26 protein-coding genes, 1 tRNA gene and 2 pseudogenes are annotated in these 23,617 nt (G+C 72.3%); 14 read left to right on the top strand and 15 right to left on the bottom strand.

The features are described from left to right. Nucleotides 1-19: 19 nt before the first annotated feature. Nucleotides 20-982 (bottom strand): ROK family protein, encoded by a 963-nt coding sequence (locus KPF22_RS20530; RefSeq protein WP_224403036.1) that lies wholly within the window; start codon nt 980-982, stop codon nt 20-22. A gap of 90 nt (nt 983-1,072) precedes the next feature. Here KPF22_RS20530 and KPF22_RS20525 point away from each other — a divergent pair, with 90 nt between their 5' ends. Further along, a complete protein-coding gene (locus tag KPF22_RS20525) occupies nt 1,073-2,194 on the top strand; it encodes a DoxX family protein (RefSeq protein ID WP_224403035.1) in 1,122 nt (373 codons plus the stop codon). 73 nt (nt 2,195-2,267) lie between these two features. Here KPF22_RS20525 and KPF22_RS20520 read toward each other — a convergent pair whose 3' ends face one another. Continuing rightward, nucleotides 2,268-3,464 carry a hypothetical protein gene (locus KPF22_RS20520; RefSeq protein ID WP_208825974.1) on the bottom strand — a complete coding sequence of 399 codons (1,197 nt, stop codon included), beginning with the start codon at nt 3,462-3,464 and terminating at the stop codon, nt 2,268-2,270. 127 nt (nt 3,465-3,591) lie between these two features. On the opposite strand from KPF22_RS20520, the gene KPF22_RS20515 reads away from it, so the two are divergent. From KPF22_RS20515 to KPF22_RS20500, 4 genes are read left to right on the top strand one after another with little or no spacing between them, the layout of a single operon-like run. Beyond that, nucleotides 3,592-4,782, top strand: coding sequence for a Tm-1-like ATP-binding domain-containing protein (locus KPF22_RS20515; protein WP_208825975.1), 1,191 nt, complete (start codon nt 3,592-3,594; stop codon nt 4,780-4,782). After that, nucleotides 4,779-5,612 (top strand): phosphoenolpyruvate hydrolase family protein, encoded by an 834-nt coding sequence (locus tag KPF22_RS20510; protein ID WP_062401664.1) that lies wholly within the window; start codon nt 4,779-4,781, stop codon nt 5,610-5,612. Before KPF22_RS20515 ends, KPF22_RS20510 begins: the two co-directional genes overlap by 4 nt. Further along, a complete protein-coding gene (locus tag KPF22_RS20505; protein WP_208825976.1) occupies nt 5,612-6,367 on the top strand; it encodes a hypothetical protein in 756 nt (251 codons plus the stop codon). Before KPF22_RS20510 ends, KPF22_RS20505 begins: the two co-directional genes overlap by 1 nt. Nucleotides 6,368-6,389: 22 nt before the next feature. Beyond that, nucleotides 6,390-6,830, top strand: a complete 441-nt coding sequence (locus KPF22_RS20500) for an SRPBCC family protein (RefSeq protein WP_208825978.1) — start codon at nt 6,390-6,392, stop codon at nt 6,828-6,830. 3 nt (nt 6,831-6,833) lie between these two features. Here KPF22_RS20500 and KPF22_RS20495 read toward each other — a convergent pair whose 3' ends face one another. Further along, on the bottom strand, nt 6,834-7,844 hold the full coding sequence (locus KPF22_RS20495) for an alanine racemase (RefSeq protein WP_208825980.1): 1,011 nt from the start codon (nt 7,842-7,844) through the stop codon (nt 6,834-6,836). After that, nucleotides 7,826-9,136, bottom strand: a complete 1,311-nt coding sequence (locus KPF22_RS20490) for a D-arabinono-1,4-lactone oxidase (protein ID WP_224403034.1) — start codon at nt 9,134-9,136, stop codon at nt 7,826-7,828. Before KPF22_RS20490 ends, KPF22_RS20495 begins: the two co-directional genes overlap by 19 nt. A gap of 117 nt (nt 9,137-9,253) precedes the next feature. On the opposite strand from KPF22_RS20490, the gene KPF22_RS20485 reads away from it, so the two are divergent. The 3 genes from KPF22_RS20485 (at nt 9,254) to KPF22_RS20475 (ending at nt 11,405) form a co-directional block, all read left to right on the top strand. After that, on the top strand, nt 9,254-9,793 hold the full coding sequence (locus KPF22_RS20485; protein ID WP_224403033.1) for a metal-dependent hydrolase: 540 nt from the start codon (nt 9,254-9,256) through the stop codon (nt 9,791-9,793). A gap of 69 nt (nt 9,794-9,862) precedes the next feature. Continuing rightward, the gene (locus tag KPF22_RS20480; RefSeq protein ID WP_224403032.1) at nt 9,863-10,618 is read left to right on the top strand and encodes an SDR family oxidoreductase; all 756 of its coding nucleotides are present in this window, start codon (nt 9,863-9,865) and stop codon (nt 10,616-10,618) included. Between the two features lie 85 nt (nt 10,619-10,703). Then, nucleotides 10,704-11,405 (top strand): TetR/AcrR family transcriptional regulator, encoded by a 702-nt coding sequence (locus KPF22_RS20475; RefSeq protein ID WP_208825989.1) that lies wholly within the window; start codon nt 10,704-10,706, stop codon nt 11,403-11,405. A 191-nt stretch (nt 11,406-11,596) separates the two neighbouring features. Here KPF22_RS20475 and KPF22_RS20470 read toward each other — a convergent pair whose 3' ends face one another. Both KPF22_RS20470 and KPF22_RS33695 read right to left on the bottom strand, forming a co-directional pair. After that, entirely contained in the window at nt 11,597-12,064 is a 468-nt protein-coding gene (locus KPF22_RS20470) for a hypothetical protein (protein ID WP_224403128.1), read from the bottom strand. Nucleotides 12,065-12,153: 89 nt separating this feature from the next. Next, nucleotides 12,154-12,471: pseudogene (locus KPF22_RS33695) on the bottom strand (LLM class flavin-dependent oxidoreductase); the annotation flags it as partial. A gap of 96 nt (nt 12,472-12,567) precedes the next feature. Between KPF22_RS33695 and KPF22_RS20460 the strand changes: the two are divergent. Beyond that, a tRNA-Ile gene (locus tag KPF22_RS20460) sits at nt 12,568-12,642 on the top strand. 280 nt (nt 12,643-12,922) lie between these two features. Here KPF22_RS20460 and KPF22_RS20455 read toward each other — a convergent pair. From KPF22_RS20455 to KPF22_RS33690, 5 genes and pseudogenes are all read right to left on the bottom strand, one after another. Further along, entirely contained in the window at nt 12,923-13,489 is a 567-nt protein-coding gene (locus KPF22_RS20455; RefSeq protein ID WP_224403031.1) for an ABC transporter transmembrane domain-containing protein, read from the bottom strand. 31 nt (nt 13,490-13,520) lie between these two features. Beyond that, the gene (locus tag KPF22_RS20450) at nt 13,521-14,009 is read right to left on the bottom strand and encodes a DUF2076 family protein (RefSeq protein WP_255625033.1); all 489 of its coding nucleotides are present in this window, start codon (nt 14,007-14,009) and stop codon (nt 13,521-13,523) included. A gap of 124 nt (nt 14,010-14,133) precedes the next feature. Beyond that, on the bottom strand, nt 14,134-14,619 hold the full coding sequence (locus tag KPF22_RS20445; protein WP_224403029.1) for a VOC family protein: 486 nt from the start codon (nt 14,617-14,619) through the stop codon (nt 14,134-14,136). A gap of 173 nt (nt 14,620-14,792) precedes the next feature. Beyond that, complete coding sequence (locus tag KPF22_RS20440; protein ID WP_224403028.1) at nt 14,793-15,365, bottom strand: hypothetical protein; 573 nt, start codon at nt 15,363-15,365, stop codon at nt 14,793-14,795. A 276-nt stretch (nt 15,366-15,641) separates the two neighbouring features. Further along, nucleotides 15,642-15,824 (bottom strand): annotated as a pseudogene (locus KPF22_RS33690) (hypothetical protein); the annotation flags it as partial. Between the two features lie 1,013 nt (nt 15,825-16,837). Between KPF22_RS33690 and KPF22_RS33255 the strand changes: the two are divergent. The 4 genes from KPF22_RS33255 to KPF22_RS20415 all read left to right on the top strand — a co-directional run bounded on the left by KPF22_RS33255 (nt 16,838) and on the right by KPF22_RS20415 (nt 19,797). Continuing rightward, nucleotides 16,838-17,155 (top strand): type II toxin-antitoxin system Phd/YefM family antitoxin, encoded by a 318-nt coding sequence (locus tag KPF22_RS33255; RefSeq protein ID WP_224403027.1) that lies wholly within the window; start codon nt 16,838-16,840, stop codon nt 17,153-17,155. Beyond that, on the top strand, nt 17,152-17,769 hold the full coding sequence (locus KPF22_RS20425; RefSeq protein ID WP_224403026.1) for a Fic family protein: 618 nt from the start codon (nt 17,152-17,154) through the stop codon (nt 17,767-17,769). The genes KPF22_RS33255 and KPF22_RS20425 overlap by 4 nt, the downstream gene beginning before the upstream one ends. Before the next feature lie 271 nt (nt 17,770-18,040). Continuing rightward, nucleotides 18,041-19,405, top strand: a complete 1,365-nt coding sequence (locus KPF22_RS20420; RefSeq protein WP_224403025.1) for a hypothetical protein — start codon at nt 18,041-18,043, stop codon at nt 19,403-19,405. A 221-nt stretch (nt 19,406-19,626) separates the two neighbouring features. Then, a complete protein-coding gene (locus KPF22_RS20415) occupies nt 19,627-19,797 on the top strand; it encodes a hypothetical protein (protein ID WP_208825858.1) in 171 nt (56 codons plus the stop codon). A gap of 335 nt (nt 19,798-20,132) precedes the next feature. Here KPF22_RS20415 and KPF22_RS20410 read toward each other — a convergent pair whose 3' ends face one another. The 3 genes from KPF22_RS20410 to KPF22_RS33680 are packed head-to-tail and all read right to left on the bottom strand — an operon-like array spanning nt 20,133 to nt 21,900. Next, nucleotides 20,133-21,140: a CPBP family intramembrane glutamic endopeptidase gene (locus tag KPF22_RS20410; RefSeq protein ID WP_224403121.1), complete on the bottom strand. Its 1,008-nt coding sequence runs from the start codon at nt 21,138-21,140 to the stop codon at nt 20,133-20,135. Nucleotides 21,141-21,190: 50 nt separating this feature from the next. Next, nucleotides 21,191-21,430, bottom strand: a complete 240-nt coding sequence (locus KPF22_RS33685; protein ID WP_208825856.1) for a DUF418 domain-containing protein — start codon at nt 21,428-21,430, stop codon at nt 21,191-21,193. Next, nucleotides 21,427-21,900 carry a DUF418 domain-containing protein gene (locus tag KPF22_RS33680; RefSeq protein WP_208825854.1) on the bottom strand — a complete coding sequence of 158 codons (474 nt, stop codon included), beginning with the start codon at nt 21,898-21,900 and terminating at the stop codon, nt 21,427-21,429. The genes KPF22_RS33685 and KPF22_RS33680 overlap by 4 nt, the downstream gene beginning before the upstream one ends. Nucleotides 21,901-22,589: 689 nt before the next feature. On the opposite strand from KPF22_RS33680, the gene KPF22_RS33675 reads away from it, so the two are divergent. Beyond that, nucleotides 22,590-22,961: an MFS transporter gene (locus tag KPF22_RS33675; RefSeq protein ID WP_224403024.1), complete on the top strand. Its 372-nt coding sequence runs from the start codon at nt 22,590-22,592 to the stop codon at nt 22,959-22,961. A 21-nt stretch (nt 22,962-22,982) separates the two neighbouring features. Here KPF22_RS33675 and KPF22_RS20395 read toward each other — a convergent pair whose 3' ends face one another. Continuing rightward, on the bottom strand, nt 22,983-23,270 hold the full coding sequence (locus KPF22_RS20395) for an AbrB/MazE/SpoVT family DNA-binding domain-containing protein (protein WP_208825852.1): 288 nt from the start codon (nt 23,268-23,270) through the stop codon (nt 22,983-22,985). Between the last annotated feature and the right edge of the window lie 347 nt (nt 23,271-23,617).

Below are 23,617 nucleotides of genomic sequence, written 5' to 3'. Positions count from 1 at the left end.
GCCCCGTTGCGGGACGAGATCAGGTCTCCTCCAGCGCCAGCAGCCCCGCACCGATCTTCCCGGCGTCGCCCTTGTAGGTGGCGGGCAGCACCGGCGGGATCGGGCGGACCTCGGGCGGGCCGTAGTGGAACTCCCGGGCCGCCCGGCGCGCCGGCTCGAGCAGCAGCTCGCCCGCGTCGACCAGGCCGCCGCCGATCAGCACGACCTCGAACTCGAAGATCGCGTTGATGCTGGCGATACCGATCCCCAGCGAGCGCCCGAGCCGCTGGAACAGCGAGGCCGCCGTGCTGTCGCCCGCCATCGCGGCCATCGTCACGTGCTGGCCGGTGACCTCGCCCCCGGCCTCCGCGGCCAGGGTCGCGATCATGCCCCGCGGGTCGTGCAGGGCGGCGCTGCGCCCCATCCGGGTCAGCGCGGTCCCCGACGCGACCGCCTCCAGGCAGCCGTAGTTGCCGCAGCCGCACTGCGGGCCGTCCGGGTTGACGTTCATGTGCCCGACCTCGGCACCGAGCCCGTGCGCGCCGCGGTAGATCTTCCCGTCGAGCACGATCCCCGCCCCGACGCCCGTGCCGACGGTCAGCAGCACCATGTCGTCGTTGCGGGTCCCGCCGAGCCGGGCCTCGGCCAGACCGGCGACGTTGCCGTCGTTGTCGACGACCACCGGCAGCCCGCACGCGGACTCCAGGAGGCCGCGGACGTCCCAGTTCTCGTAGTTGTTGTTGGGTGCCCAGCGGATCCGGCCGACCGGCCACTCCACGGTCCCCGCGGCACCGACACCGATCGCGGACACGTCCGCCCCCTCGGCGTCGCCGCGCAGCTCCTCGACCATCTCCCGCAACAGGGTGGTCATCGTGTCCGCATCGGACGTGTCCGGGGTGTTGCGCCGCAGCTCGGCGTGGACCGTGCCATCCTCGCCCACGATCGCTCCGGCGACCTTCGTTCCTCCGATGTCGAGCCCGATGGCCCGCCGTCCGTTCGTCACCCGGGCATGATTGCCATCCCACGGCGGTGACGCCACACCCACCCCGGGTTTGCGGACGGACGGGCCGGGGAAAGGTGCCCCATGCCAGTCTTGCGACGTGTAGCCCGACCCGCCCTCGCGGCCGTGTTCATCTACGGCGGAATCAACGAGCTGCGGAACGCCGACGCGTTGACTTCCGCCGCACAGCCCGTTCTCGACCAGGCCGCCCCGGCCATCGACAAGGTCGTGGAGAACGCCCCGCTGGACCGGCGCCCGGACAACGAGACCCTGGTCAAGGTCGACGCCGGAGTGAAGATCGTGGCGGGCTCGCTGCTCGCCCTGGGCAAGTTCCCCCGTCTGTCGGCCACCGCGCTGGCCGCCTCGCTGGTCCCGACCACCCTGGCCGGGCACCGCTTCTGGGAGGAGACCGACCAGCAGAAGCGCGCCAACGAGCAGATCCACTTCCTGAAGAACGTCGGCCTGCTCGGCGGGCTGCTCATCGCGGCCGCCGACACCCACGGCAAGCCGTCGCACGCCTACCGGACGCGTCAGGCCGCCGAGCGGGCCCAGGCCCGGCTGTCCGGCTCCGGTTCCGACACCGGTGCCCAGCTCGCCGCGGGACTGGCCGGCGCGGGCACCTCGATCGCCGCGGCCGCCGCGGGCAGCCGGGAGAAGCTGGCCGAGGCCGTCGAGGAGTACGGCCCGGTCGTGCGTGAGCGCGCCACCGAGTGGAGCGGCAAGGCCTCCGAGCAGGCCGCGCACCTGTCCGAGGTCGCCTCGGACAAGGCGTCCACCTGGTCCGAGCAGCTCTCGGCCGCCGCCGAGCGCACCTCCCAGGCCGCCCAGAAGCAGGCCAAGGTCGCCGAGAAGCGCGGCGCCAAGCTGGCGAAGGCGGCCGAGAAGCGCGGCGCCCAGCTCGAGAAGGTCGTGGACAAGAAGGGCGCCCGGTACCGCAAGGCCGCCGGGCGCACCGGCGACCGGTGGGTGCGCGAGGCCGAGAAGCGCCGCGTCCGCTGGGAGAAGCAGGCCCGCAAGGCCGCCGCCCGCGCGGAGAAGCGCGCCCCCGAGTACGCCGACCGCTTCTCCACCCTGGTCACCCAGGCCCAGTCGCAGGCCGCGAAGCTCGGCTCGGACCTGGCCGACCGCGCGTCGGTGGCCGGTGCCGAGGCCGCCAAGCAGGCCAAGGCGTCGGCGAAGGACGCGCGCAAGCGCGCCAAGGCCGTCGCCCGCTGACCCACCGCGACCCCCGTCCACGGCCCTCCCGACCGGCCCCGCGCCGGACGGGAGGGCCGTGACGTGTCCGGGGTCAGACCGGGCGCAGCACCTGCAGCTCGCCCGAGTCGAGCGACCGCACCTCGACGACGACCCGGCCGTCCCACACCGGGGAGCGCAGCGCGTTCGCCATCCGCGTGAACAGCGCCTGGCTGCGTGCGTTGGCCGCCGCCTGGTCGGCGATCAGGTTCGGCATCATGCCGCCGGAGCGCTTGCGCACGGTCTGCGGGAGCGTCGACAGCGTGGTCAGCAGCCGGTGCAGCCGCGCGACGTCGGCGGCCCGGCCCGCGAGGTCGCTCTCGACCAGGGGCCGCAGCGCGGTCAGCGGCCGGTTCGGGGCGCGCAGCAGGTGGTCGGCCGCGGTGAGCAGGATGCGCCGGGCGTCCAGGACGAGTGCCTGGTAGGCGCCGTGCACCGCGGCCGGGAACCCGGTCCAGCCGAGCTTGCCGACCTCACCGAGCGCGTCCCGCAACGCCAGGCCGGGCGTCCCCGACGGGTCCGCCCCGGCGACGACCCGCTCCCAGCCCGCGATCCAGGCGTGCGTCTGGTGGCGCAGGACCGACAGGTTCGCGACCGCCGTCTCGAGCCCGCGCGACGGGGAGCCGCTGTCGGTCGCGTCGCCGTCGACGACGAGCGAGCCGCGTTCGAGAAGCTCGGTCTGGGCCTCGCGCAGCGACTCCTCGGCCGCGCGGAGCCGCGAGTCCAGCCGCATCACGCACGACGGGGCCAGCTGGTCGACCGCGGCGGTCAGCTCGTCGAGCACCCGGGTCTGGGTGCCCGTCGCGGCGATCTCGGCCGCCGTGGTCAGGGTGAGCAGGCCCAGCCCGGCGCCGTGCCGGTCACCGGGTGCGGTGGGTGCGACCGGCACCAGCGCCGACGACCCGGGGGCCGCCGCGGCCGTCTCGCCGCCGGCCAGGCGCAGCAGCGGCTCGGCGCCGAACGCCTCGGGCAGCGCGAGCCGGAAGGTGAGCCCGGCGGCGGGTGCGCGGCCGGCGTCGGGTGCGAGCCGCCGCGCCAGCTCGCTCGACGCCGACAGCGTCGCCCAGGCGCGGTCGTCGTCGACGGCCGGGGTGGGGGTCCAGCTCAGCAGCAGTGCCGGGCCGGGGGGAGGGGTCCCGTTGCGGAGGGGATGCGGGCCACCGTTGCGTTCGGGGGCGCCGGTCTCCGTTCCGCCGGGCCGCCCGTCGAGCGGGAGCACGATGCCTCGCGGGTCGTCCGGTTGACCGAGCATGTCTCTCCAACGACGTCACGGGCCCCGAGGTCACGAGCCCGGCGGAAGGGGGGCGTGTCCATGGTGCCCTGCGCCGTCCGGGCTCCGGCTCTCGCCCCGGGTGCCCGGGTCCGGGTAGAACTCCTGTGTGGGGACCGCATACGTGATCGGCACGTTCGACACCAAGGGCGCCGAGCTGGCGTGGGTGGCCGAGCTGATGGCCGCCGACGGCGCCGACGTGCGCCGGGTGGACGTGTCCACCTCCGGTGCGGCGGGCCCCGGTCCGGACGTGACCGCGGCCGAGGTCGCCGCCTGCCACCCCGGTGGCGCCGACGCGGTGTTCACCGGTGAGCGCGGCAGCGCGGTGGGGGCGATGGCGCAGGCGCTGCGGGCCTTCCTCGCCGGCCGCGACGACGTCGGCGGCGTCCTCGGGCTCGGCGGCTCGGGCGGGACCGCACTGGTCACCCCGGCGATGCGCGACCTCCCGGTCGGGGTGCCCAAACTGATGGTCTCCACGGTCGCCTCCGGCGACACCGCGCCCTACGTGGGGGCGAGCGACGTCGCGATGCTGTACGCCGTCACCGACGTTGCGGGCCTCAACCGCATCTCGCGACGGGTACTGGGCAACGCCGCGCACATGCTGGCCGCCGCCGTCACCGCCCCGCCGCCGGAGACCGGTGCCGACCTGCCCGCCGTCGGGCTGACCATGTTCGGGGTGACCACGCCGCTGGTCACCGCGGTCCGCGAACGGCTCGGCGACCGCGTCGACGCCCTGGTCTTCCACGCCACCGGCTCGGGCGGGCCGTCGATGGAGAAGCTCGTGGACTCCGGCCTGGTCGACTCGGTGCTGGACCTGACCACCACCGAGGTCGCGGACCTGCTCGTCGGCGGGGTGATGGCCTGCGGGCCCGACCGGCTCGACGCGATCGCCCGCTCCGCGGTGCCGTGGGTCGGGTCCTGCGGCGCCCTGGACATGGTCAACTTCGGCGCACGCGCGACCGTCCCGGAACGCTTCGCCGGCCGCCAGTTCCACGAGCACAACGCGAACGTCACCCTGATGCGCACCACCGTCGACGAGAACCGGGAGATCGGGGCCTGGCTGGCGGCGAAGCTGAACGCCCTGACCGGGCCGTGGCGGTTCCTGCTCCCGCTGGGCGGGGTGTCCGCACTGGACGCGCCGGGCGCGGCGTTCCACGATCCCGAGGCCGACGCGGCGCTGTTCGCCGCGATCGAGGCCGGTGTGGACTCCCCGGACGGTGTCCGGCGGGTCGCGCACCACGTCAACGACCCGGAGTTCGCCGACGCGGTGCTCTCGGCCTGGCAGGAGGTACGACGATGAGGCGGTTCGGCCGTGCGGAGCTGATGGAGCGGTTCGGCGAGATGGCCGCCCGCGGCGAGCCGATCGTCGGTGGCGGCGCGGGCACCGGGCTGTCGGCCAAGTGCGAGGAGGCCGGCGGGATCGATCTCATCGTCATCTACAACTCCGGGCGCTACCGGATGGCGGGCCGCGGCTCGCTCGCCGGGCTGCTGGCCTACGGCAACGCCAACGACATCGTCGTCGAGATGGCGGCCGAGGTGCTGCCGGTGGTCCGCCGCACCCCGGTGCTGGCCGGGGTCAACGGCACCGACCCGTTCCTGTTCACCGACCGCTTCCTCGACGAGCTGTCCTCCCTCGGGTTCGCCGGCATCCAGAACTTCCCGACCGTCGGGCTGATCGACGGCACCTTCCGGGCCAACCTGGAGGAGACCGGGATGGGCTACGCGCTGGAGGTCGACCTCGTCGCCGCGGCGCGGGCCAAGGACATGCTCACCACGCCGTACGTCTTCTCCGCCGACGACGCCCGCGCCATGGCCCGGGCCGGCGCCGACATCGTGGTGTGCCACATGGGGCTCACCACCGGCGGCGCGATCGGGGCGGGCACCGCGAAGACCCTCGACGACTGCGTCGCACTCGTCGACGAGTGGGCGCAGGCGGCGCTGGAGGTCCGCGACGACGTGCTCGTCCTCGTCCACGGCGGGCCGGTCGCGATGCCCGAGGACGCCGCGCACGTGCTCCGCACGGCGAAGGTCTGCCACGGCTTCTACGGGGCCTCGTCGATGGAGCGGCTGCCGACCGAGACCGCACTGACCGAGCAGACGCGGGCCTTCAAGAACGTGCTGGAGCGGTGATGGCGCGCGGGATGCCCGCCCCGCCGCCCGGCGGGGACTGGCGGCGACGGATGGCGGTGCGCGGGGGCAGGGTCTCGCACGCCCTCGCCGCGCACGGGTGGCTGGTGCTCCTGCTGGCCGGTGCGGCCCTCGGTGTGCTGATCGGGGTGATCGTCGGCATCACGCAGGTGGGGCAGTACCCGGCCGACGAGCTGCTCGGGCGGACGCTGGGTTACGCGATCGCCTCGGCGGTGTTCTGCGCGGTCCCGGCGGTGCTGTTCGTCGGGCTGCCCGCCCAGGCCCTGGCCCGTTCCTACCTGCGCTCCGCGAGCCCCGCCGAGCGCGAGGCCATGCGACGGGCCGCCGAGAACGCCCCCGCCTCCCTGCCCGACGGCCTCGTCGCGGGGTCGCGCTGGGCCCGCGCCTACTCCGGCTGCGTCGGCTCGGTGACCGCCTTCCACGGCGTCGTGCGCACGGTGCCCGACGGCCCGGCCAGGGACTGGCTGCACGACATCGGCCGCAACCTCGACGCCGAGCTCGCCGAGGCCCTGCGTACCGCGCGGATGGGCGAGAGCCTGGAGAGCGCGGGCCAGGGCAGCGAGGTGGCCCGCACCGTGGGCGCCCGCCTCGAGGTCGCCCGCACCGCCTTCCACGACACCGCGGAGCTGGCTGCGTCGATCGCGCTGGACCTGCGGGTCGACAGCGGCTTCGACGACGTCCGCGCCCAGCTCGACCAGCTCGCGGCGCAGGCCCCCCACCTGCGCCGGCAGTCCTGACACTCCCGAGGAGGAGTCCCCGATGCCCCGTCCCTACTCCAGCGCCGTGATCACGGCACCGCTGGCCGAGGTGTGGCCGCACGTCCGCGACTTCGGTGGCCTGCACCGCTGGCACCCGGCGATCGCGACCTGCGAGCTGATCCGCGGCGCCTCCGGCAGCGAGATCGGCGCGCAGCGACGCCTGACCCTCGCCGAGGGCGGCGGCACCGTCGTCGAGGAGCTGACCGCACTCGACGAGCGCGGCCACGCCCTCACCTACGAGATCCTCGAGTCGCCGTTCCCGGTGCGCCGCTACGTCTCCACCGTGCGGCTGGCCCCGGTCACCGCGGTCGGGCACACCTTCGGCGAGTGGTGGACCGAGTTCGACGCCGACGGCGCCGACGAGGGCGACCTCGCGGGCCTGTTCGCGAACGGCGTGTTCGGTACGGGCCTGGCGGCGCTGGGGGAGAGGTTCGGCCGGTAGGCCTCACCAGCCGCGCAGGTCGACCGCCCAGGTCTCCAGCACCTCGTCGCCGTCGACGAGGTGCATCCGCTCGTGCAGCGCGACGGTCGGGTCGACGTGCGCCGGCACGATCCGCACCCGGTCACCGGTGCGCGGCGGGGCGTCGGCGGCGAACACCAGGTGCTCGTCGGAGCAGAACCACACGTTCCCACCGGGCACCGTGGGGTTGCCGTGGTCCATGCCGAACGCCTTGAGGCCCGCGTCGGCGACCGCCCAGCCGGGCATGCCGCCGTCGGGTGCGGTCGTCGAGACCACGGTGGACAGCACCGTCAGCGCCTGCCGGAACGGCAGCCCGGCGGCGGTGTAGGCAGTGTCCATCAGCGCGTAGGACCCGGCCTGGATCTCGGTGCAGGCGGTGTTCATCGCGTGCGTGCCGGTGCCGCCGCCGGAGACCACCTCGCCGCCGACGTCGGCGTGCGCGGCCAGCAGCCGGTCGGTGCACTCGGTGGTGAGCCGGGCGCGTTCGGCTGCGTCGTCGAGCATCTGCAGGTGGCCCTCGTAGCCCATCACGCCGCGCACGACGAGCCCGGCGGCGCGGGCGGCGTCGGCGAGCGCCCCGGCCCGCGCGGGCGCGATGCCGCAGCGGGGCAGGCCGATGTTGACGTCGATGAGCACCTCGCGGACGCCGCCGTCGACGGCGGCCCACAGCGTCTGCTCCGAGTCGATCGCGACGGTGACCCGCGCGCCCGACCCGACGACGGCGCCGAGCCGGCGGGCGTCGAGCACCTCGTTGGCCAGCAGCAGGTCCGCGCCCAGCCCGGCCGCCGCCATGCCCTCCACCTCCCGCACGGTGGCGCAGGTGAACCCGGTGTGGCCGTGGGCGGCCTGCCGCCGGGCCAGCTCGGTGGTCTTGTGCGCCTTCACGTGCGGGCGCAGCCGCGGGCCGGGCAGCAGCGCGGCCATGTCGGCGAGGTTCGCCTCCAGCGCGGCGGCGTCGACGAGCAGCGCGGGTGTGGTCAGGTCGTCGACGTGCACGGCACTCCCAGGACCCGGTCGAGGTAGGGGTTGCGGAACCGGCCCGCCGGGTCGAGCCGGTCACGTGCGGCGACGAACGCGTCGAACCGCGGGTAGCGGGGGCGCAGCTGCTCCGCGGTGCGGGTGTGCAGCTTGCCCCAGTGCGGCCGTCCGTCCAGTGCGGACAACACCGACTCGACGGCCCCGAAGTACGCCTCGTGCGGGCGTCCCGAGTGGACGTGCACGGCGAGGTAGGCGGTGTCCCGTCCGTACGCGGTGGACAGCGCGACGTCGTCGCCGCGCAGGATCCGCACCTCGACCGGGAACGCGACGTCGTGGGCGTGCCGCGCGGCGGCGGCCCGCAGCCCGGCGAACGCCTCGGGCAGCGCGGCCCGCGGCACGGCGTACTCCATCTCCAGGAACCGGACGCGGCGCGGGCTGCAGAACACCGCGTACGACGGGGCCACGTACTCCCCGGCGGCCATCTGCCCGGCCATGAGCCGGTTGAGCCGCGGGACCAGCGGTGGGGCGAGCGCGGCGACGCGCTGGACGAGCGCGAAAGCGCCGTTGCCGAGCACCTCGTCGCCGACCAGCGCGGCGCCCCGGCCGCGCCCGGGCGAGCGCCGTTCCGTCCGGTCGTTCGTCTTGAGCACCGCGGTCGTGGTGTGCGGGAACCAGTAGAACTCGACGTGGTCGTGGCCGGCGGCGAGATCGTCGAGGCCGTCGAGGACCTCGGCGAGCGGGCGCGCGGACTCGCGGGCGTGCAGGTGGAACGCGGGCACGGTCGCCAGCGTCACGTCGACCAGGACACCGAGCGCCCCGAGCCCCACCCGCGCCAGGTCGAACAGGTCGGGGTGGGCGACCGGGCCCAGCTCGTGGAGCTCCCCGAGCCCGTCGACCAGGCGCAGCCGGCGCACCCCGTCGGCGATGCCGCGGTATCCGGCGCCGGTGCCGTGGGTCCCGGTGGAGATCGCGCCGGCGACGGTCTGGGCCTCGATGTCGCCGAGGTTGGGCAGGGCGTGGCCGTGGGCCCACAGCCACCGGTTCAGCGTGTGCAGGGTGACCCCGGCCGGGACGGTGACGAGCCCGCCGTCGAGCCGGATCGCGGCGGGGTCGGCGGGGACGGTGAGGGCGACGCCGTCGGGCACGCCGATGCCGGTGAAGGAGTGGCCGCTGCCGAGCGGGCGGACCCGCAGGTCGCCCTCGGCGGCGTCGCGCACGGCCCGGACGACGTCGTCGGCGTCGCGGGCGTGGACCGTCCTGATCGGACGGGTGCGCTGGTTGCCCGCCCAGTTGCGCCACCGGTCCGTCACGCTGCGAGCCTGCGCGGCCCGGCGGGCACGGTCAAGACCGGCACGCGTGTCGGCGACCCGGCGTCACGGTGTCGCGCGGTTACCCTCCGTGTCCGTTCGGAAGGGGTTGGGGTCACGATGATGGGGCGTACGCACGCGTTGTCGGGCGCGGTGCTGGGGCTCGCGGTCTGCTCGGCGGTCCCGCCGCCACCGGTGCTGGTGCCGGTGGTCGTGGTGGTGTGCGCGCTGGCGGCCTTCGCGCCCGACCTCGACCACCCGTCGAGCGTCGCCGCGCGGTCGCTGCCGCCGGTCACCTGGCTCCTGTGCCGGGCGATCCGGTGGCTGTCCCGGGTGACGACCGGGGTCTCGCACCGTGGCCTGTCGCACTCGCCGGTCTTCGCGGCCGCGGTCGGGCTGCTGGCGTGGTGGGGGACCGGTTTCCTGCTGCCCGGGGAGACAGCGGTCTGGACCGGTGTCGCGGCCGGCGCGGGCTGCTGGGTCGGGGCGATCGGCGACGAGCTGACCTCGAACGGCAACCGGTTCGCCTTCTGGCCGCTGGAGGGGATCCGCTGGCCGCGGGCCCTGCGGTTCCGCACGGGCGGGACGGGGGAGCACGTCGTCGTCGGGTTGCTGGCCGTCACCGGCGTGGCGCTGCTGACCGGGACCTGGGCCTTCTGACGACACCGCGTTCGACATCGCTCTGTATAGCTGATACACGTAGCTATACAGTCGATACAGGAGGAACGCATGAGCGTGCAGTCGTTGCAGGGCCGGACCGTTCTCGTCGCCGCGGGCGGCAAGAACCTCGGCGGGCTGATCAGCCGCCAGGTCGCCGAGGCGGGGGCGAACGTCGCGATCCACTACAACTCCGCGTCCTCGCGCGCCGAGGCCGAGGAGACGTTGAAGGCGGTCGAGGCAGCGGGTCGCGAAGGGGTGCTCCTGCAGGGCGACCTGACCGTCCCGGCGCAGGTCGAGCGGCTCTTCGCCGACGCGACGGGGTCGCTCGGGCCGATCGACGTCGCCGTCAACGCCGTCGGCAAGGTGCTCCGCAAGCCGATCGTGGACACCACGGAGGCCGAGTACGACGCGATGTTCGGCATCAACTCCAAGGCCGCGTACTTCTTCATCAAGGAGGCGGGCCGCAGCCTCGCCGACAACGGCGCGATCATCACCGTCGTCACGTCGCTGCTGGCGGCCTTCACCGACGGCTACTCCACCTACGCCGGCGGCAAGGCCCCGGTCGAGCACTTCACCCGTGCGGCGGCCAAGGAGTTCGCCGACCGCGGGATCTCGGTGAACAACGTCGCCCCCGGCCCGATGGACACGCCGTTCTTCTACCCGCAGGAGACCCCGGAGCGGGTCGAGTTCCACAAGTCGATGGCCATGGGCGGGCGGCTCACCGAGATCGAGGACATCGCGCCGATCGTGCGCTTCCTCGCGACCGAGGGGCGCTGGATCACCGGCCAGACGATCTTCGCCAACGGCGGCTACACCACGCGCTGAGGGTGGTCCGGTGGGTGCCGGGGGCGGGCGGCGGCCGGCCCGCGGTCCGCGCCCCGGCCCCGGCCGGGCGTCCTACAGTGGGGTCGTGGCAGATCAACCGGCCGAGGTCGGGACCCGGGACCGGCTCCTGCGTGCGGCTGCCGACCTCATCGCGGCGTCGCCGGGGGAGACCGTCCCGCTGCGGGCCATCTGCGACGCCGCCGGCGTCCGCCTCCCCACGCTGTACCACTTCTTCGGCAGCAAGGACGGTCTGCTCGACGCCGTGGTCGAGCACGGGTTCGAGCAGTACCTGTCCGCGAAGCGGGCCCAGGAGTCCAGCGGTGACCCGATCCAGGACATCCGCGACGGGTGGGACGCCCACGTCGAGTTCGGCATCGCCAACCCGGGCTTCTACGCCCTGATGTACGGGCAGGTCACCCCCGGGCGACGGCCGTCCGCACAGGACGGACCGGCCGCCGCCCTGCTCGGCCTGACCCGGGAGGCCGACCGCCGGGGCCGGCTCACCGTGAGCCCGGAACGCGCCGCGGCCCACGTCCTCGCCGCCAACGTCGGCGTCACCCTGCGGCAGATCATCACCGCGCGCCCGGACCCCGGGCTGTCGGCCGACATGCGCGAGGCCACCCTCGCCGCGATCACCGGTGGGCACGCGGAGCACGCACCCGGCGGGCCGGGGGTCGGCGACGCCGCGGCGGCCCTGCTCGCGCTGCCCGACGACAACGACGTCCTCGGGGCGCCGGAGACGGTGCTGCTCAAGAAGTGGCTGGCCGAGCTCGCGCGGCGGGGGTGAGCGTTCCGCAGAACGCGTCCGCACCGCGGGGGTTCAACGACACATGTCCTCCAGGAACTGCTGCGTCTCCGCATCGGTCGAGAACATCGCAGGGAATGCGTCCTCCGGCGTGCGGGTGCGGAAGCAGCGTCGGGAGGCCCCGGTGCCTGGCGGTCCGCGGTGGCGACCCTCCACCGACCGGTCGCAACGACCTACCGGTGCGGCCGCACCACGGGCCGCGGCCGCATCGCGGGCGTGAGGTCGTCGTCGGTGTCGACCTCCTCGACGACCGTGGGCCCGTGCGCCGGCCCCGCCACCCCGAGGAACGGCCGCACGAAGCGCGCGGTCCGCTCCATCACCTCGTCGTGCACGTCGGCGCGCACGGTCGACGGCTGGGCCTGCACGACGATCTCGCCCGCCCACGGGAGGGCGGGGTCGGCCAGCAGCTCGTCGATGATCCGGCCGGTCGAGTGGCCCGCCGGCAGCGGCCGGGACAGCGCGACGCGCGGGACCCCGCGTGCGTAGGTCCAGTACCGGGCCAGCTCGGACACGACGGCGCCGTCCGACGACGGCGGCCTACCCGACAGCACCCCCACTCCGCGGGCCGCGGCGGCGTCCACGGACGACGGCGTCGCCGTCGCCCACCACACCCGCTGTGCGGCGAGCGTGGGCGGCAGCATCTCCAGCAGGACGTCCAGCGCGCGGCGACGGTGTCACGGTGCCGGTCGTCGTGGTGACGCCCGAAGCGTCGCGCCGCGTCGGGGTCGGCCCCCGCGCCGATGCCGAGCTCCAGGCGTCCGCCGGAGAGGGCGTCCAGCACGCCGGCGTCCTCGGCGAGGCGTCGCGGGTCCTCCAGCGGCAGTGCGACGACGGCCGTCCCCAGCCGGATCAGCCGGGTGCGTTCGGCGACCGCGGCCAGCAGGACCAGCGGCGACGGCAGCCGCCCACCGAGGTGCCCGTCGTGGTGCTGGGCCACCCAGAACGAGTCGTACCCGAGTTCCTCGGCACGTTCGGCCAACCGGATCGTCTCGCGGTAGGCCCGTGACGGATCGTCACCGGTGACGTGCGTGAGGTAACCGAGCCGCATGGCGTCGCAGCCTAGGCCGGGTCCCCTCCGGCCCTGGCGGAGGACCGGGGTGACGCGGGTGCGGGGTGTCCCGGCTCCGGTACTCTCCGGCTCGCCGCGGCGGTAGCTCAATTGGTCAGAGCAGCGGACTCATAACCCGTCAGGTTGCCGGTTCGAGCCCGGCCCGCCGCACAGAGGTGCAGCTCAGAGCGTTGCTCCCGCGCGGTCGAAGGAGCGGTGGTCGGGCCACGCCGATCACCTGTTACTCGGTGAAGTCGAGGTGGAAGAACCCTCCGACCGCTGAGGATGAAGATCGCGACGCTGGCGCACCGCGACGTGACCTTCTGACCCGACGGTGCAGCCGTGCCCGACATCCTGACAAAGGCGCCGGCGCCACCGCACTACCTGTCCGACCCGTTCCGCCCCTGACCGAGCCGGCGCGGTTCCTGCCCACGCCGTGGCGCACTCGCTGCTACTCCAGCTGACCGGAGCGCGACTGGGGACCGGGGCTCGTCGCGCGGGGTGGTACCGGCGAGCGCGGCCGGTGCCCGACGACGACCAGGACGACCACGGTGACCAGGAACAGCCGCACGTCGAGCACGGCCATCAGCACCAGCGCTCCGACGATGCCGACGGCACCGTTGACCAGGTGCACCGGCGCGGTCGTGGCGGCGTGGCGGACCAGCCCGGTGTCCGAGGTGGCCCGGGTGGCCAGGTCGCCGGGGGACCGGGCGTCGAGCACGGGCATCCGCAGCCGCACCAGGTGTGCGGCGAGCTCCCGGCGGATCCGGAGCACCATGTGCTCGCCGGTCCGGTCCAGCAGGTAGGCGTCGACCCCCTGGGCGATCGCACTGCCGATGACGAGCAGGCTCAGCAACAGGACCGGGGTGAGCAGCGCCCCACCCCGGCCGAGGGCGTCGATGACCGCCTGCGCGGCGAGGGGCTGGGCGAGGCCGGCGGCGCTGCCGAGCAACGCCAGCAGCAGGCAGGTGGCCAGCAGCGGGCGGTGCTCGGAGGCGTGGCGGAGCAGGTAGCGCATGGTGCGGTCTTCCTCGTGGCGGGGCGGTGGCTCACCAGCCCCAGTCGTCGTCCTCGCCGGCTCCCGGCTCGGAGAGCATCGAGCTCACCCCGGTCGCCAGCAGGGCACCGCCGGCGACGCCGGCGGCGACCCCGGTGGCGGTCTTCATGGAGCTCCCGCCCCCACCGGCGTGAGCCGCCGGCTGCGGTGCGGCCGCGGCACCCCGGTGGTTCGCCCAGGCCTGCTGGGCAGGCTGCTGGGCGCCCCACGGCTGCGGCTGGGGTGGCTGTTCGGTGCGGCGGCCGAACAGGCTCGACATGAAGCCGCCGCGCTCACCGGCGGGCGGTGCCTGCTGCGCCTCGAGCTCGGCGACGCGTGCCTGCGCGGCGGCCAGCGCCTGTTCCTGGACCAGGACGGCCTGGGTGAGGACGTAGACGGCGGAGCGCGGGTCGCCGAAGGAACGATCGATGAGTGCGGCGGCCTCGGGGTCGCGCTCGCCCGTGGAAGCGGCGCGGACCCGGTCGGCGAGATCGGTGATCAACTGGCGGTGGTGGCGTCCATGGGGACCATTCCACCGTCGGCGGGCTGTCCCCGGCACCGGTCGGTACGGCGGGCGCGGGCCCCGGTCGGATGCGGCCACCCCGCCGATCGGCGGGACGGCGTGGTCAGGTGCTGATCTGGCCGGGTGGCAGGTCGCAGGTAGCGATGTAGTCCTGAACTGTGCGCTCGACGGCATCCAGATGCTCGACCTGGGTGACACCGATCTCGGCTCCGTCAGCGTCGGCGATATGGAGTTCCCAGCCTCGCGCCCACCGGCGGGTGGTGACGAAGTAGCGGATCGGCTCGATCGCGGTCACGGCAACAGTGCGGCCGTCGGGATCGGAGAGCGTCGTCCTCGCTCCGACTTGCTGGGCGACGGCCGCGGGGATGGCCAGGCCCAGGCGCATGCGACCGGTGGCCTGCTCGGCCGAGATTGCGGGGTAGAGCTCGAGTACCAGGCCGTGGCCGAGCTCGGCGGCATAGTGAACGGGCCCTCGGCCGTGCTGCTCGCGTACCAGGTGCAGACCGAGCTGGGCGTAGAACGCGCGGCAGGCCTCCAGCTGCTCGGTGTAGATCACGAACAGCGTCGGAGTGGTCGAGGTCCCGGACACGGGCGCGAGGCTAGTCCACGGGTCAGCGGGGGACGGGTCACCGCAGGCCACATATCGCATCCTTGCCGAAGTCGACATCGTGACCCCGGAAGTCGGATCGATAGCGCAGCGTCGAAGACGGTCCGGGCGCGAGATCACGCCCGTTCGGCGATGGGACGAGGCGGTGCGGCGGCTCAGCAGTTGGGGTCGTTGTTGTCGCGGCCCTGCATGCAGGGTTCGCCGTTGCTGTTGGTCGGGCCGTCGGTGCGGCCTTCGTAGTAGCCGTACTCCGGTGACCACGCCCGGCCCTCGGTCGGTCCCGTGTAGGGCGCTGCACCGGGCCCGTGGGATTCGACCGGGGTGCTGCAGTCCTGCTCGCCGGGCTGGCAGGTGGCGTCGCCGGGTTCGATCCACGAGGGCCAGGTCCCGCAGGCGGCGACGTAGTCACTCGGGTCGCCGGTGGCGCGGGAGTTCCACCAGGCCGGATCGTCGCAGCGGTCTGCTGCGGTGAGTTCGGGCTCCGGGGTCGGGAGGGGGAAGTCGGGGATGACCTGCGCGGGAAGTGAGGGAGCCGGGAAGAGATTGGCGAGCGTCGGCACCGCGTCGGAAGCCGATGCAGCCAGCTGATCCGGCACGGCGGTCACCGTGGGCGTGGCCTGGGCGAACGAGAGCATGCCGGCGCCGGTCAGCGCGGCTACAAGCGCGATCGCCACGACGCCGCCGACGACGAGGTGGGAGCGCGGGCGCCCGCGGCGGTTGCTAATCATCGTGTGGTCCCGAATTCATCCGGGCCGCCCGACGCGGCCACCCGTCATGAACATCGTGCCGAACGGCCCAGCGTTATGCCGCCGACCGGCGGCTCATCTGAACTGATGACACCTGCCCGCTTTCGGCGATCGTCGGCCGTTGCGAACTCAGGTCGTGGAGACGATTCGGCCCACGAGTGTGCGTGCGGTTGTGGTACCCGCGGAGGGTCTGAATGGACTCAGCGAAAGTCCTGCAGGGTCTCGTGGACGATCGCGTGCAGCCGGTTCTCGCGGACGTCATCCTGGGTCTTGCTCATCTAGGCTCGGCCGTCGGCCCGGGGCGCTGGCCATCTTCTGACCGTCGGTCTTCATCAGGTGGGCGCATTGCGGGTGAAACGGCTCGTAGAGGTCGCTGTCGATCCCGACCGCACCACCGTCCGCGCCTAGGGCGTCGCGGATCTCGCCGGCGAACTTCGACCTCCCGGCACCTGGTTACGCCATGAGCAGGACCTCGACAGGTTGGTCTTGATGCTGGTAGCCCGACAGGCGGGACGGGACGATCAGGTCGCGGAAGATGCGTTCGTTGTCCGCCTCGCTGAGCCGATAGCGAGCGACGTCATCGCTACCGGAGCTCACCCCAGTTCGTCTCGCAGTTCGGCGAGGCGCCGGCTGTAGCTGCCGCGGACCGCTGCGAGCTCCCCGGGATACCTCGGCGACAGAACGCGTTGCTGGTGCGCGCAGTCAGCGATCCTTGCCCGCAGGTCCTCGATCCGCTCGCGGTCTGGCGCCGGCTTCTGGCGTTCCCGCTCGAGCAGGGCGACGTAGCAGGCGAGGACCTCGTTGATCGCTTCCTGCGCGGCCTCGTAGCTGACCGCGGTGTCGCTGCTTTACTGTTGCGGCGGGAGGTCGGCAACCACGTCTGCCGGGGTGATCGCCGTTCTCGAACTCACCATGAGCAGTCCTCCCTCGCGGACCTCCAGCATATCTGCCGCACCTGTCTCCGAAGGGCCGCGAATGGTCACCTGGGCATCCGAGGAGAGGACCGGGTCGAGAGGCGGTTCTGAGCCAGCCGGTCGGCGATCATCAGGACGGTGGCGAAGCCGGCCTGAACGACGACGTAGCCGAGAACGAAAGGGCAGCATGACCGGCGCGCCACCGTCGACCGTGCCGCCGCCGGCATCGTCGACGTCGTCCCCGCCGCCAACCTCACCGACGGCTCCGAGGCCGCCCGAGGAGGGCAGCCCCGAGCCGACCACCCCGCCCTCGGCCATAGAACCTCTCCCTACGACGCCCACGCCGGCTACTCCCGTCCCGACGACGCCGGATACGGGCAGCGTCGAGCCGACCACGACGAAGTCCGTCGGCTGACAGCAGAGCGAGCCCGCCTGCGGCTCAGCCCCCGTGACCAGTAACCGACGACCAGGCATCGTGCGGTCGAGCCCCGCCTCGCGTACTCGAGTGTGTACACGTTCGGGTACGCTAGCGGTGTGTGGGTGCCCGAGGTGTTGTCGTTTCGTGAGTTCCGTACGGCGTTGGCGGCGACGTTGAAGCGGGTGCAGGAGCCCGAGGCCGAGCCGGTGTTCGTCGGTGCTCATCGCAAGCCCGAGGCGGTGCTGATGTCGGTGGCCCGCTACGAACAGCTCATCGGGGCCGCGCAGCGACGCGCCGATGTCGACGAGGCCCTCGCCTCGGTCCGCGCCGAGGGCCTGGAGCCGAGCGCGGAGGGCCTGGCTCTGCTCGACGGTGTCGCCGCCGGCTCGATCAGCACCGGCGAGGCTCGTGAGCGTGTCCTGGCCCGCTACCGCCGTTGACCGGCCCGGACCCCTACCTCGACCTCGCCACCGGCGTCCTTCGGAACAGGCTGGGGATCACCGATCCGGCCGAACTCGCCCAGGCCGAGGCCGAGCTCACCGCGCTACGCCTGATCGAGCTGCGCCAGCAGCCGCTGCCCGGGCGCTACGACCTGGACCACCTGCAGGACTTCCACCACCACATCTTCAGCGACCTCTACGACTGGGCCGGGCAGCTGCGCACCGTGTCCATCGGCAAGGGACAGCTGTTCTGCCTCCCTCAACACCTCGAGACCTTCGCCGCCGACATCTTCGACCGCCTCCACTCCGAGCAGGTCCTGCGCGGGCGTGACCTCGACGGCTTCGTCACCGGCCTGGCCGAGCTACTGGGCGACATCAACGCCCTGCACCCGTTCCGGGAGGGCAACGGGCGCACCCAGCGGTCGTTCCTGGCCCAGCTCGCCCACGACGCCGGCTACGAGCTGCGCTGGACCACGATGGACCCCGCCGAGAACAACCAAGCGTCCGCGCTCTCGCTGGCCGGTGACACCACCGCCCTGCACACCATGCTCGCCCGCCTCATCAGGCCACTCCGTCAGCTACCCCAGTCGCGGCCGGCCTCCACCGACAGCTGAGCAGCGCCTCCGCCTCGACCTTGGCCCGATTCTCGAGGGGCCGTGCCACTTATGCCGGGTCGGCAACGCGTTCCTGTCGGTTGTCCGCCGAGCCTGGCTTGGCCCGCGCCGTGGTGCCGGCGAGCTGATCGAGCGTCGTCACGGCGCTACGACCTTGTCGTACTCGGGTGCCGGCTCGGCCGTCTGGCGGTAGCGTTGCGGACAGAATCGGGAACGGCACGCGTCTGGTGGCTGGGTAGGCGCGTCTCTTTGCTGTGGCCAGGAGACGCCGATGTCCTACCGTCGATTCTTCCGTTCAGCGCGCCCGGCCTTCCTAGCTCTTGCTCTCGTCGGGCGCCTTCCGTATGCGATCGTGCCTCTCGGCACGATCGTGCTGCTGCAGGCGAGTTCCGGCAGCTTCGCCTTCGCTGGGCTCGCCGCGGGCGCGCAGAGCATCGCTATCGCCTTAGGCGGTCTGTGCGTAGGCGCGGTGGCCCGATGGGTCCCGCCGCGCCGAATCGGGTTCTGGGCGGCGCTGCTCAACGCAGCCAGCATCCTGCTGTTGCTGCTCGCCAGCCGTGGAGCCGGGTCAGTCGTCATCGTCTGTGCTGCGGTCCTCGTCGGGCTGACTCAACCGCAGGTTGGCCCCTTGGTGCGGGTGCACTGGTCCGGGCAGCTACGTAGCGGCGACGCTCACCTCATTCGGACCGCGATGTCATACGAGGGGGCCGTTGACGAGTCCAGCTTCGTCCTTGGGCCGGCCCTGGTGGGTGTCCTTCTCCTGGCGCCTACCGCCGCGTGGGGGTTCCCGCAGGCAGGCCCGCTACTTGGCGCCGCGGGTCTGCTCGTGGTTGCCGCCGCCCCGCTCGCTCGCCAGTACGCAGATTTGCCAAGCGAGGACGCCACTCCCGTGGCCGGTTTTAGCGAGCCCACGACAGGTAGATCGTCCACGGCCGCCGAGCCGGTTCCGAGCTCGGATGCGGACAGGGCCGGGGTCAGCTTGCACTGGCCGTCGCTGATGACGCTGACCGTGGCGATGGTCAGCGCCGGGGCGATCTTCGGGGCGGTACAGACCGGGGTCGCTGCTTACGCGGCGGCAGAGGGCACCCCTCAGCTGGCGGGTCTGTACTTCGCCGAGCTTGGGATCGGAAGTGCGGTCGCGGGCGCGGCATGTGCCTGGCTGCCTCCAGGGTTCAGCCTCGGCCTACGCCGCTGGCTGTTCCCTCTCGCCCTGGTTCTGGGGATGCTGGTGCTCCTCTGGGGCGCGACGGCCGGCTTGCTGCCGGTCGCGCTCGCGGTCGCCGGCTTGGCTGTCGGCCCCTACATGGTCACCCTGTACGCGCTGACCGAAGCCCAGACACCGTTGCCGGCCATGGCCACCGCCATGGCCGTGTTGTGTGCTGGCGGACCGATCGGCACCGCTGCGGGCCAGCTTGGCGCTGGTCTGCTCGCCGACCGCCTCGGCGCCACACCGGCGTTCGTCATCGCCCCGATCGCCGCTGCTCTCGGCCTGGCCGCGTCGATCGCGAACACCCGCACCTTCAGCGGCGGTTCTCTCGACGAGGTCGCGACCTCGACCCAAACCGTCGACAGCGACGTCGACGCCGGCACGTGTGCGGGCGCCGATATCCGCTCCGGGGATGCGGAGGCCCGCTGATGTACAAGTCACCGATCGTGGCCCCCGCCCACGAAACGCGGCCGTGCCGCGCGATCTCGTCTCAGCCTGCACCGCGCGTGATCATCGGGAGTGTTCAGCCGATACCGGCCGACCTACGCCGCCAGATTGCCGGGAAGGTCCAGGTGGTCAGATCAGCTACGAGTCTCGCCGACATGCTGCGGCAAGCGGAAGCACTCCGGCCCGAATCGTGATGTACCTCTGTGACGGTCACGAGTATCAGTCGACAACGCGCCGCGCTGGGCGGCGCGGACGTCGTGATCGACACAGTGGGCGGCGATATGCTCGCGCAACGTCTTGGGGAACTCGCCGACCGGGGCCGCCTGGTCTTCATCGTGGACACCCCGAAGCCGCAGGACCTGCTCGCCGCCTGAGGGCTGAACGCGATCTACCACTTCCTGTTCGTCAGTCCAGGCCGGGCGAAGCTCGACGACCTCGCCCGGATGGTCGGCCGCAGCGCCGGCTCCGGCCGGTGATCGGCGCCGTACCCCCCCTATCGCCTGCATCTCGGCGGCGACGACCTGCCACTTGGGGAGGGCCTCGTCGGATCCACCGTAGCGAAAACGCACGAGCCCACACCCTGCTGCAGGACGGCGCCCGGTCCCGGGCCGGAGTCGCCCGCGCAGCAAGCTCATCATGCCCCACGAGATCTGACGTGATCCGGGTTCGGAACCTCCGGGCTCGGGACTCGGTGGACCCGGAGAGTGGGTCAGGACTGCAGTGTGGAGCCCTCTGCACGCTGCGAGTCGATCACTGGTGTCGTGACTGGACCGGTGTGACGCGTCCGGAACCACACGGCCACGACCGTCGCGATGACCACGAGACTGGGCGTGATCATGGAGATACCGGTCGCAGCGTTGTTGACAGAACGGTCAAGACCGCCCGCGAGGTCCGAACTCATCGCGATGGCGAAGACGAAGCTCAGGGTGTTGAAGGCGGCGTGGATGACGACCGCGATCTCGATACCTCCGGTACGCCAAGTGATGAGAGCGGCGGAGACAGCGAGAATGAAGTACCAGAGATACAACCAGGGATTGCTGGCGAGGTGGATCGAGGCGAAGACGACAGTGGACACCGCGATTCCAAGTACGAGCGAGGATCGGGGGCCACGCCCCCAGCTTCCCGCTACCCGGAAGATCAGCCCACGGATCCCGTACTCCTCGCCTGCGGCCTGTAGCGGCATGAGGAGCAGCGTCACTGCCAACATCCAGAGAAGGTCGCTCTGCACCCACGCGGTCGACTCGGCAGGGAGGATGTAGTTGCTGACGACGTTGAGGCAAACGAACGCTGGCGCGATGACGAACAACGCGCGGGCGAAGAGGTCAAGCCGGAATCGTGAGAAGACCGAGTGCAGCGAGGCACCGGGCACACCGTAGAGCCAGCGTTGAATGACCATGCTCCAGGGGATGACCAAGCCGGTGGCCAGCAACCCAAAGGCGTGCATATTCGGGGTGAGGAGGCCCCGCCCGTCAGCGGACTGGGGGATGCCGAACGTCTGGTCCAGCCACCGTGCCAGAACTGCGAAGCTGAGAAACATCGCCCACATGCCCCCGACGAGGAGCACGATGGCGAGAAGGCCACGCCCGATCTGCCGTTTCTCCCCCGCCAGGACACGGTGGTACTCCACCCCGGCCGGCACGGTGTTCGTGCGCGCAGTGATGCCGCTGGGAGGAGACGTTCCAGCATTGTGTGCACGCGGTGGACCGTCGATCTGCATGAGCACTTTCCGTTCTCTAGCGCGGACGAGTTCCAGGAGCCGATCGCAGATCACGCTGCCGCTGGACGTGTGGTGCTCCGCCCGGCTCCGTGGGTGAGGCGACTCAGGAGCGCTTCGGCCGGTCCGCGCCGTCCCCGACGTTCCAGAACAGCGGCGATGATCACGGTGACCACCCAGGTGGCGAGAGCGACCGCGGCGGCCGTCGCCGCGCCGAGTCGACCGCCGAGATCGAGCAACGACGGTTCGGTGGCGACGAACCAGACTGGCGACTGCGCGATGTACAACGTCATCGACCGGCGACCAACGCGTTCGTCACCGGTCCGCGTCGCTGACCGAGGCGGTCGGCCACGAGTGCGATGGTGGCCATGTATGCCAGGCCCCCCGCGATACCGGTCACCGCGAACACCGCGTCGGCCAGGGCACCGGCGCCGACCGAGTCCGGGGCCCACAGACCGACCGCCTGCAACGCGACCGGCTGGGCGCCCAGGGGCGCCACCCGGAAGCCGATCAAGACGACCCGGATCAGGACGCTCCGATAGTGGGCGGGCTGCTCAAGCAGTCGCAGCCGACCGGCCCAGATCCCGATCAGGACCGCGGGCGCGACGCTGAGTCCGGCGATGGGCAGCACGATCAGAGCGGACGCGCGCAGCGCCGCGCTGTCGAGCAGGGTCGGACCCACAGCCAACGACGCCTCGGCGGCGGCGAGCAGTTGCAGAGCCGTGGCGGCCGCGACCCCAAACGCGAGGGTGACCCCAAGCACCCACCAGAGCCGGCGGTTCGGAACTCGGTGTCGGGGAGGCCCACCCGATCGTCGGCTGACCGCTGCGTGACATGACCCAAGGCTAGGAACCCAGCTCATCTCCACACATCGGTCAGCTGTAGAAATCCACTCCGACGAAGGACGGAGAGGGCCCCGACGTTTGACCGAGTCTGTCGCTTCCGGGTGAACCACCGGTCGCAGCACCTCGTGATACGTATCACATGAGAAGTTTCGGCGGAGCGCGACCAGCGGGAAAGTGCCGGGAACGCCGTTTCGCGCACGGGACGCACTCTCTGACGTCATGGCGTCACGGTGCCGTCGACAGGACAGGGCCCCTGTTCACGAGAAGCCCATTCAAGGCGTCACGGAACTGGTTCGACGACGACGGCCCTCGGTGTTCGACTGCCGATGACAACCGCAACCGAGCCACATCGTCGAGCAATATCGTGAGGTGATGAGGCCCATGCAGGGTCCGGCCAGAGCGCCCCACCTGTTGGGGGTCGGTGCCTTCGCAGTAGGGACCTGCGAACTAGTGCTCGCAGGACTGTTGCCGGAGCTAAGGAGCTCGCTCGGGGTATCCGTGGCGACCGCGGGTCAGGTCGTGACGGTACTCGGAGTGACTGCAGCCATCGCCGGACCGGTCCTCGCGGCCTCCAGCGTTCGCTGGGCTCGCCGCCGGGTCCTGCTTCTTGCGGCTCGCTCTTTACCTCGTCGGGACCGCGCTGAGCGCGGCCGCCGGCACGTTCGGTGTCCTGCTCGGCGGGCAGGTGCTAGCTGCATGCGGAGCCGGCCTGTTTCTGCCGACCGCTACCGTGACCGCTGCGGCTCTTGAAGGACCTGAGCGACGCGGTGGAGCCGTCGCCATCGTCACAACGGGTATGACCGTGGCGATCGCCGTCGGCGCCCCACTGGGAACGGCGCCCGCGGCCATCGCTGGTGGGCGGGCCACCATGCTCGTGCTGACCGGACTCGCGCTGCTCGTCGGCGCCGTGGTCCTCGCATGGATCCCACCGCTCAGGCGTCCAGCACCGCCGGGCCGGGGGAAGCGGGGGAGTCGCTGACCGCAGCCCGGCCCGGCCCGGTCACGCGGAGGTGTCCTCGGTCGCGGCCTCGGCCCGGCGCTCGGCGATCAGCTCGTCGGCGGCCGAGTCCTGCGGGTCACCCTGCCACTCCGCGGCGATCTCCCGACGCATCCGCGCGACCAGCTGCGCCCGGGACTCCATCACTACCCGCCCGTCCTCGACCGACAGCAACAGCGTCGACCCGGCAGTCGACCCCAGATCCCGACGAACCTGCGCGGGAATCAGGATTCGACCGTCTTGATTGACGACGACCTCGGCACGTCCCGCGCCATCCACCTGATCCGACATTCCACCGAACCTATCCCAGACAGATCCGATACCTGTCAGTGTGCTCCGTGGGATGACATAGGAGTCACCGAACCCGCATCGGATTGCTACGCGACACGACTGTGCTTCCGTCGCCTGGCACGAAGCTCCGCTCGGCCACATCTCCTGCCGGATGATCCCGCCACGCGAGGAACCCGCCTGCGCCTGGAGATCTGATCTCTCGGCGGTGTCGATGGCGGCGGTGTGGATGGGGGGGTGTCGATGGCTGTGGGGGCTGCCGCGGAGATGACGAGGCCCCCGCCGCAGGGCTGCTGCAGCGGGGGCCTCGGTTGCGCGCCGTGTCGTTGTGCGTGACTACCCCGGCTTTC

The sequence above is a fragment of the Pseudonocardia sp. ICBG1034 genome, assembly GCF_020131375.1.
GTDB lineage: Bacteria > Actinomycetota > Actinomycetes > Mycobacteriales > Pseudonocardiaceae > Pseudonocardia > Pseudonocardia alni.
This window is presented reverse-complemented; position numbering and strand designations above follow the sequence as displayed.

Bases quoted from the DNA above. Each gene is read 5' to 3' on its own strand.
- KPF22_RS20410 (WP_224403121.1), bottom strand. From the start codon at position 21,140: ATGCAGATCGACGGTCCACCGCGTGCACACAATGCTGGAACGTCTCCT.
- KPF22_RS20480 (WP_224403032.1), top strand. From the start codon at position 9,863: ATGAGCGTGCAGTCGTTGCAGGGCCGGACCGTTCTCGTCGCCGCGGGC.
- KPF22_RS20440 (WP_224403028.1), bottom strand. From the start codon at position 15,365: ATGATTAGCAACCGCCGCGGGCGCCCGCGCTCCCACCTCGTCGTCGGC.
- KPF22_RS20500 (WP_208825978.1), top strand. From the start codon at position 6,390: ATGCCCCGTCCCTACTCCAGCGCCGTGATCACGGCACCGCTGGCCGAG.
- KPF22_RS20520 (WP_208825974.1), bottom strand. From the start codon at position 3,464: ATGCTCGGTCAACCGGACGACCCGCGAGGCATCGTGCTCCCGCTCGAC.
- KPF22_RS20510 (WP_062401664.1), top strand. From the start codon at position 4,779: ATGAGGCGGTTCGGCCGTGCGGAGCTGATGGAGCGGTTCGGCGAGATG.
- KPF22_RS20395 (WP_208825852.1), bottom strand. From the start codon at position 23,270: ATGTCGGATCAGGTGGATGGCGCGGGACGTGCCGAGGTCGTCGTCAAT.
- KPF22_RS20505 (WP_208825976.1), top strand. From the start codon at position 5,612: ATGGCGCGCGGGATGCCCGCCCCGCCGCCCGGCGGGGACTGGCGGCGA.
- KPF22_RS20420 (WP_224403025.1), top strand. From the start codon at position 18,041: ATGTCCTACCGTCGATTCTTCCGTTCAGCGCGCCCGGCCTTCCTAGCT.
- KPF22_RS20485 (WP_224403033.1), top strand. From the start codon at position 9,254: ATGATGGGGCGTACGCACGCGTTGTCGGGCGCGGTGCTGGGGCTCGCG.
- KPF22_RS20455 (WP_224403031.1), bottom strand. From the start codon at position 13,489: ATGCGCTACCTGCTCCGCCACGCCTCCGAGCACCGCCCGCTGCTGGCC.
- KPF22_RS20470 (WP_224403128.1), bottom strand. From the start codon at position 12,064: ATGCTGCCGCCCACGCTCGCCGCACAGCGGGTGTGGTGGGCGACGGCG.
- KPF22_RS33685 (WP_208825856.1), bottom strand. From the start codon at position 21,430: ATGACGTTGTACATCGCGCAGTCGCCAGTCTGGTTCGTCGCCACCGAA.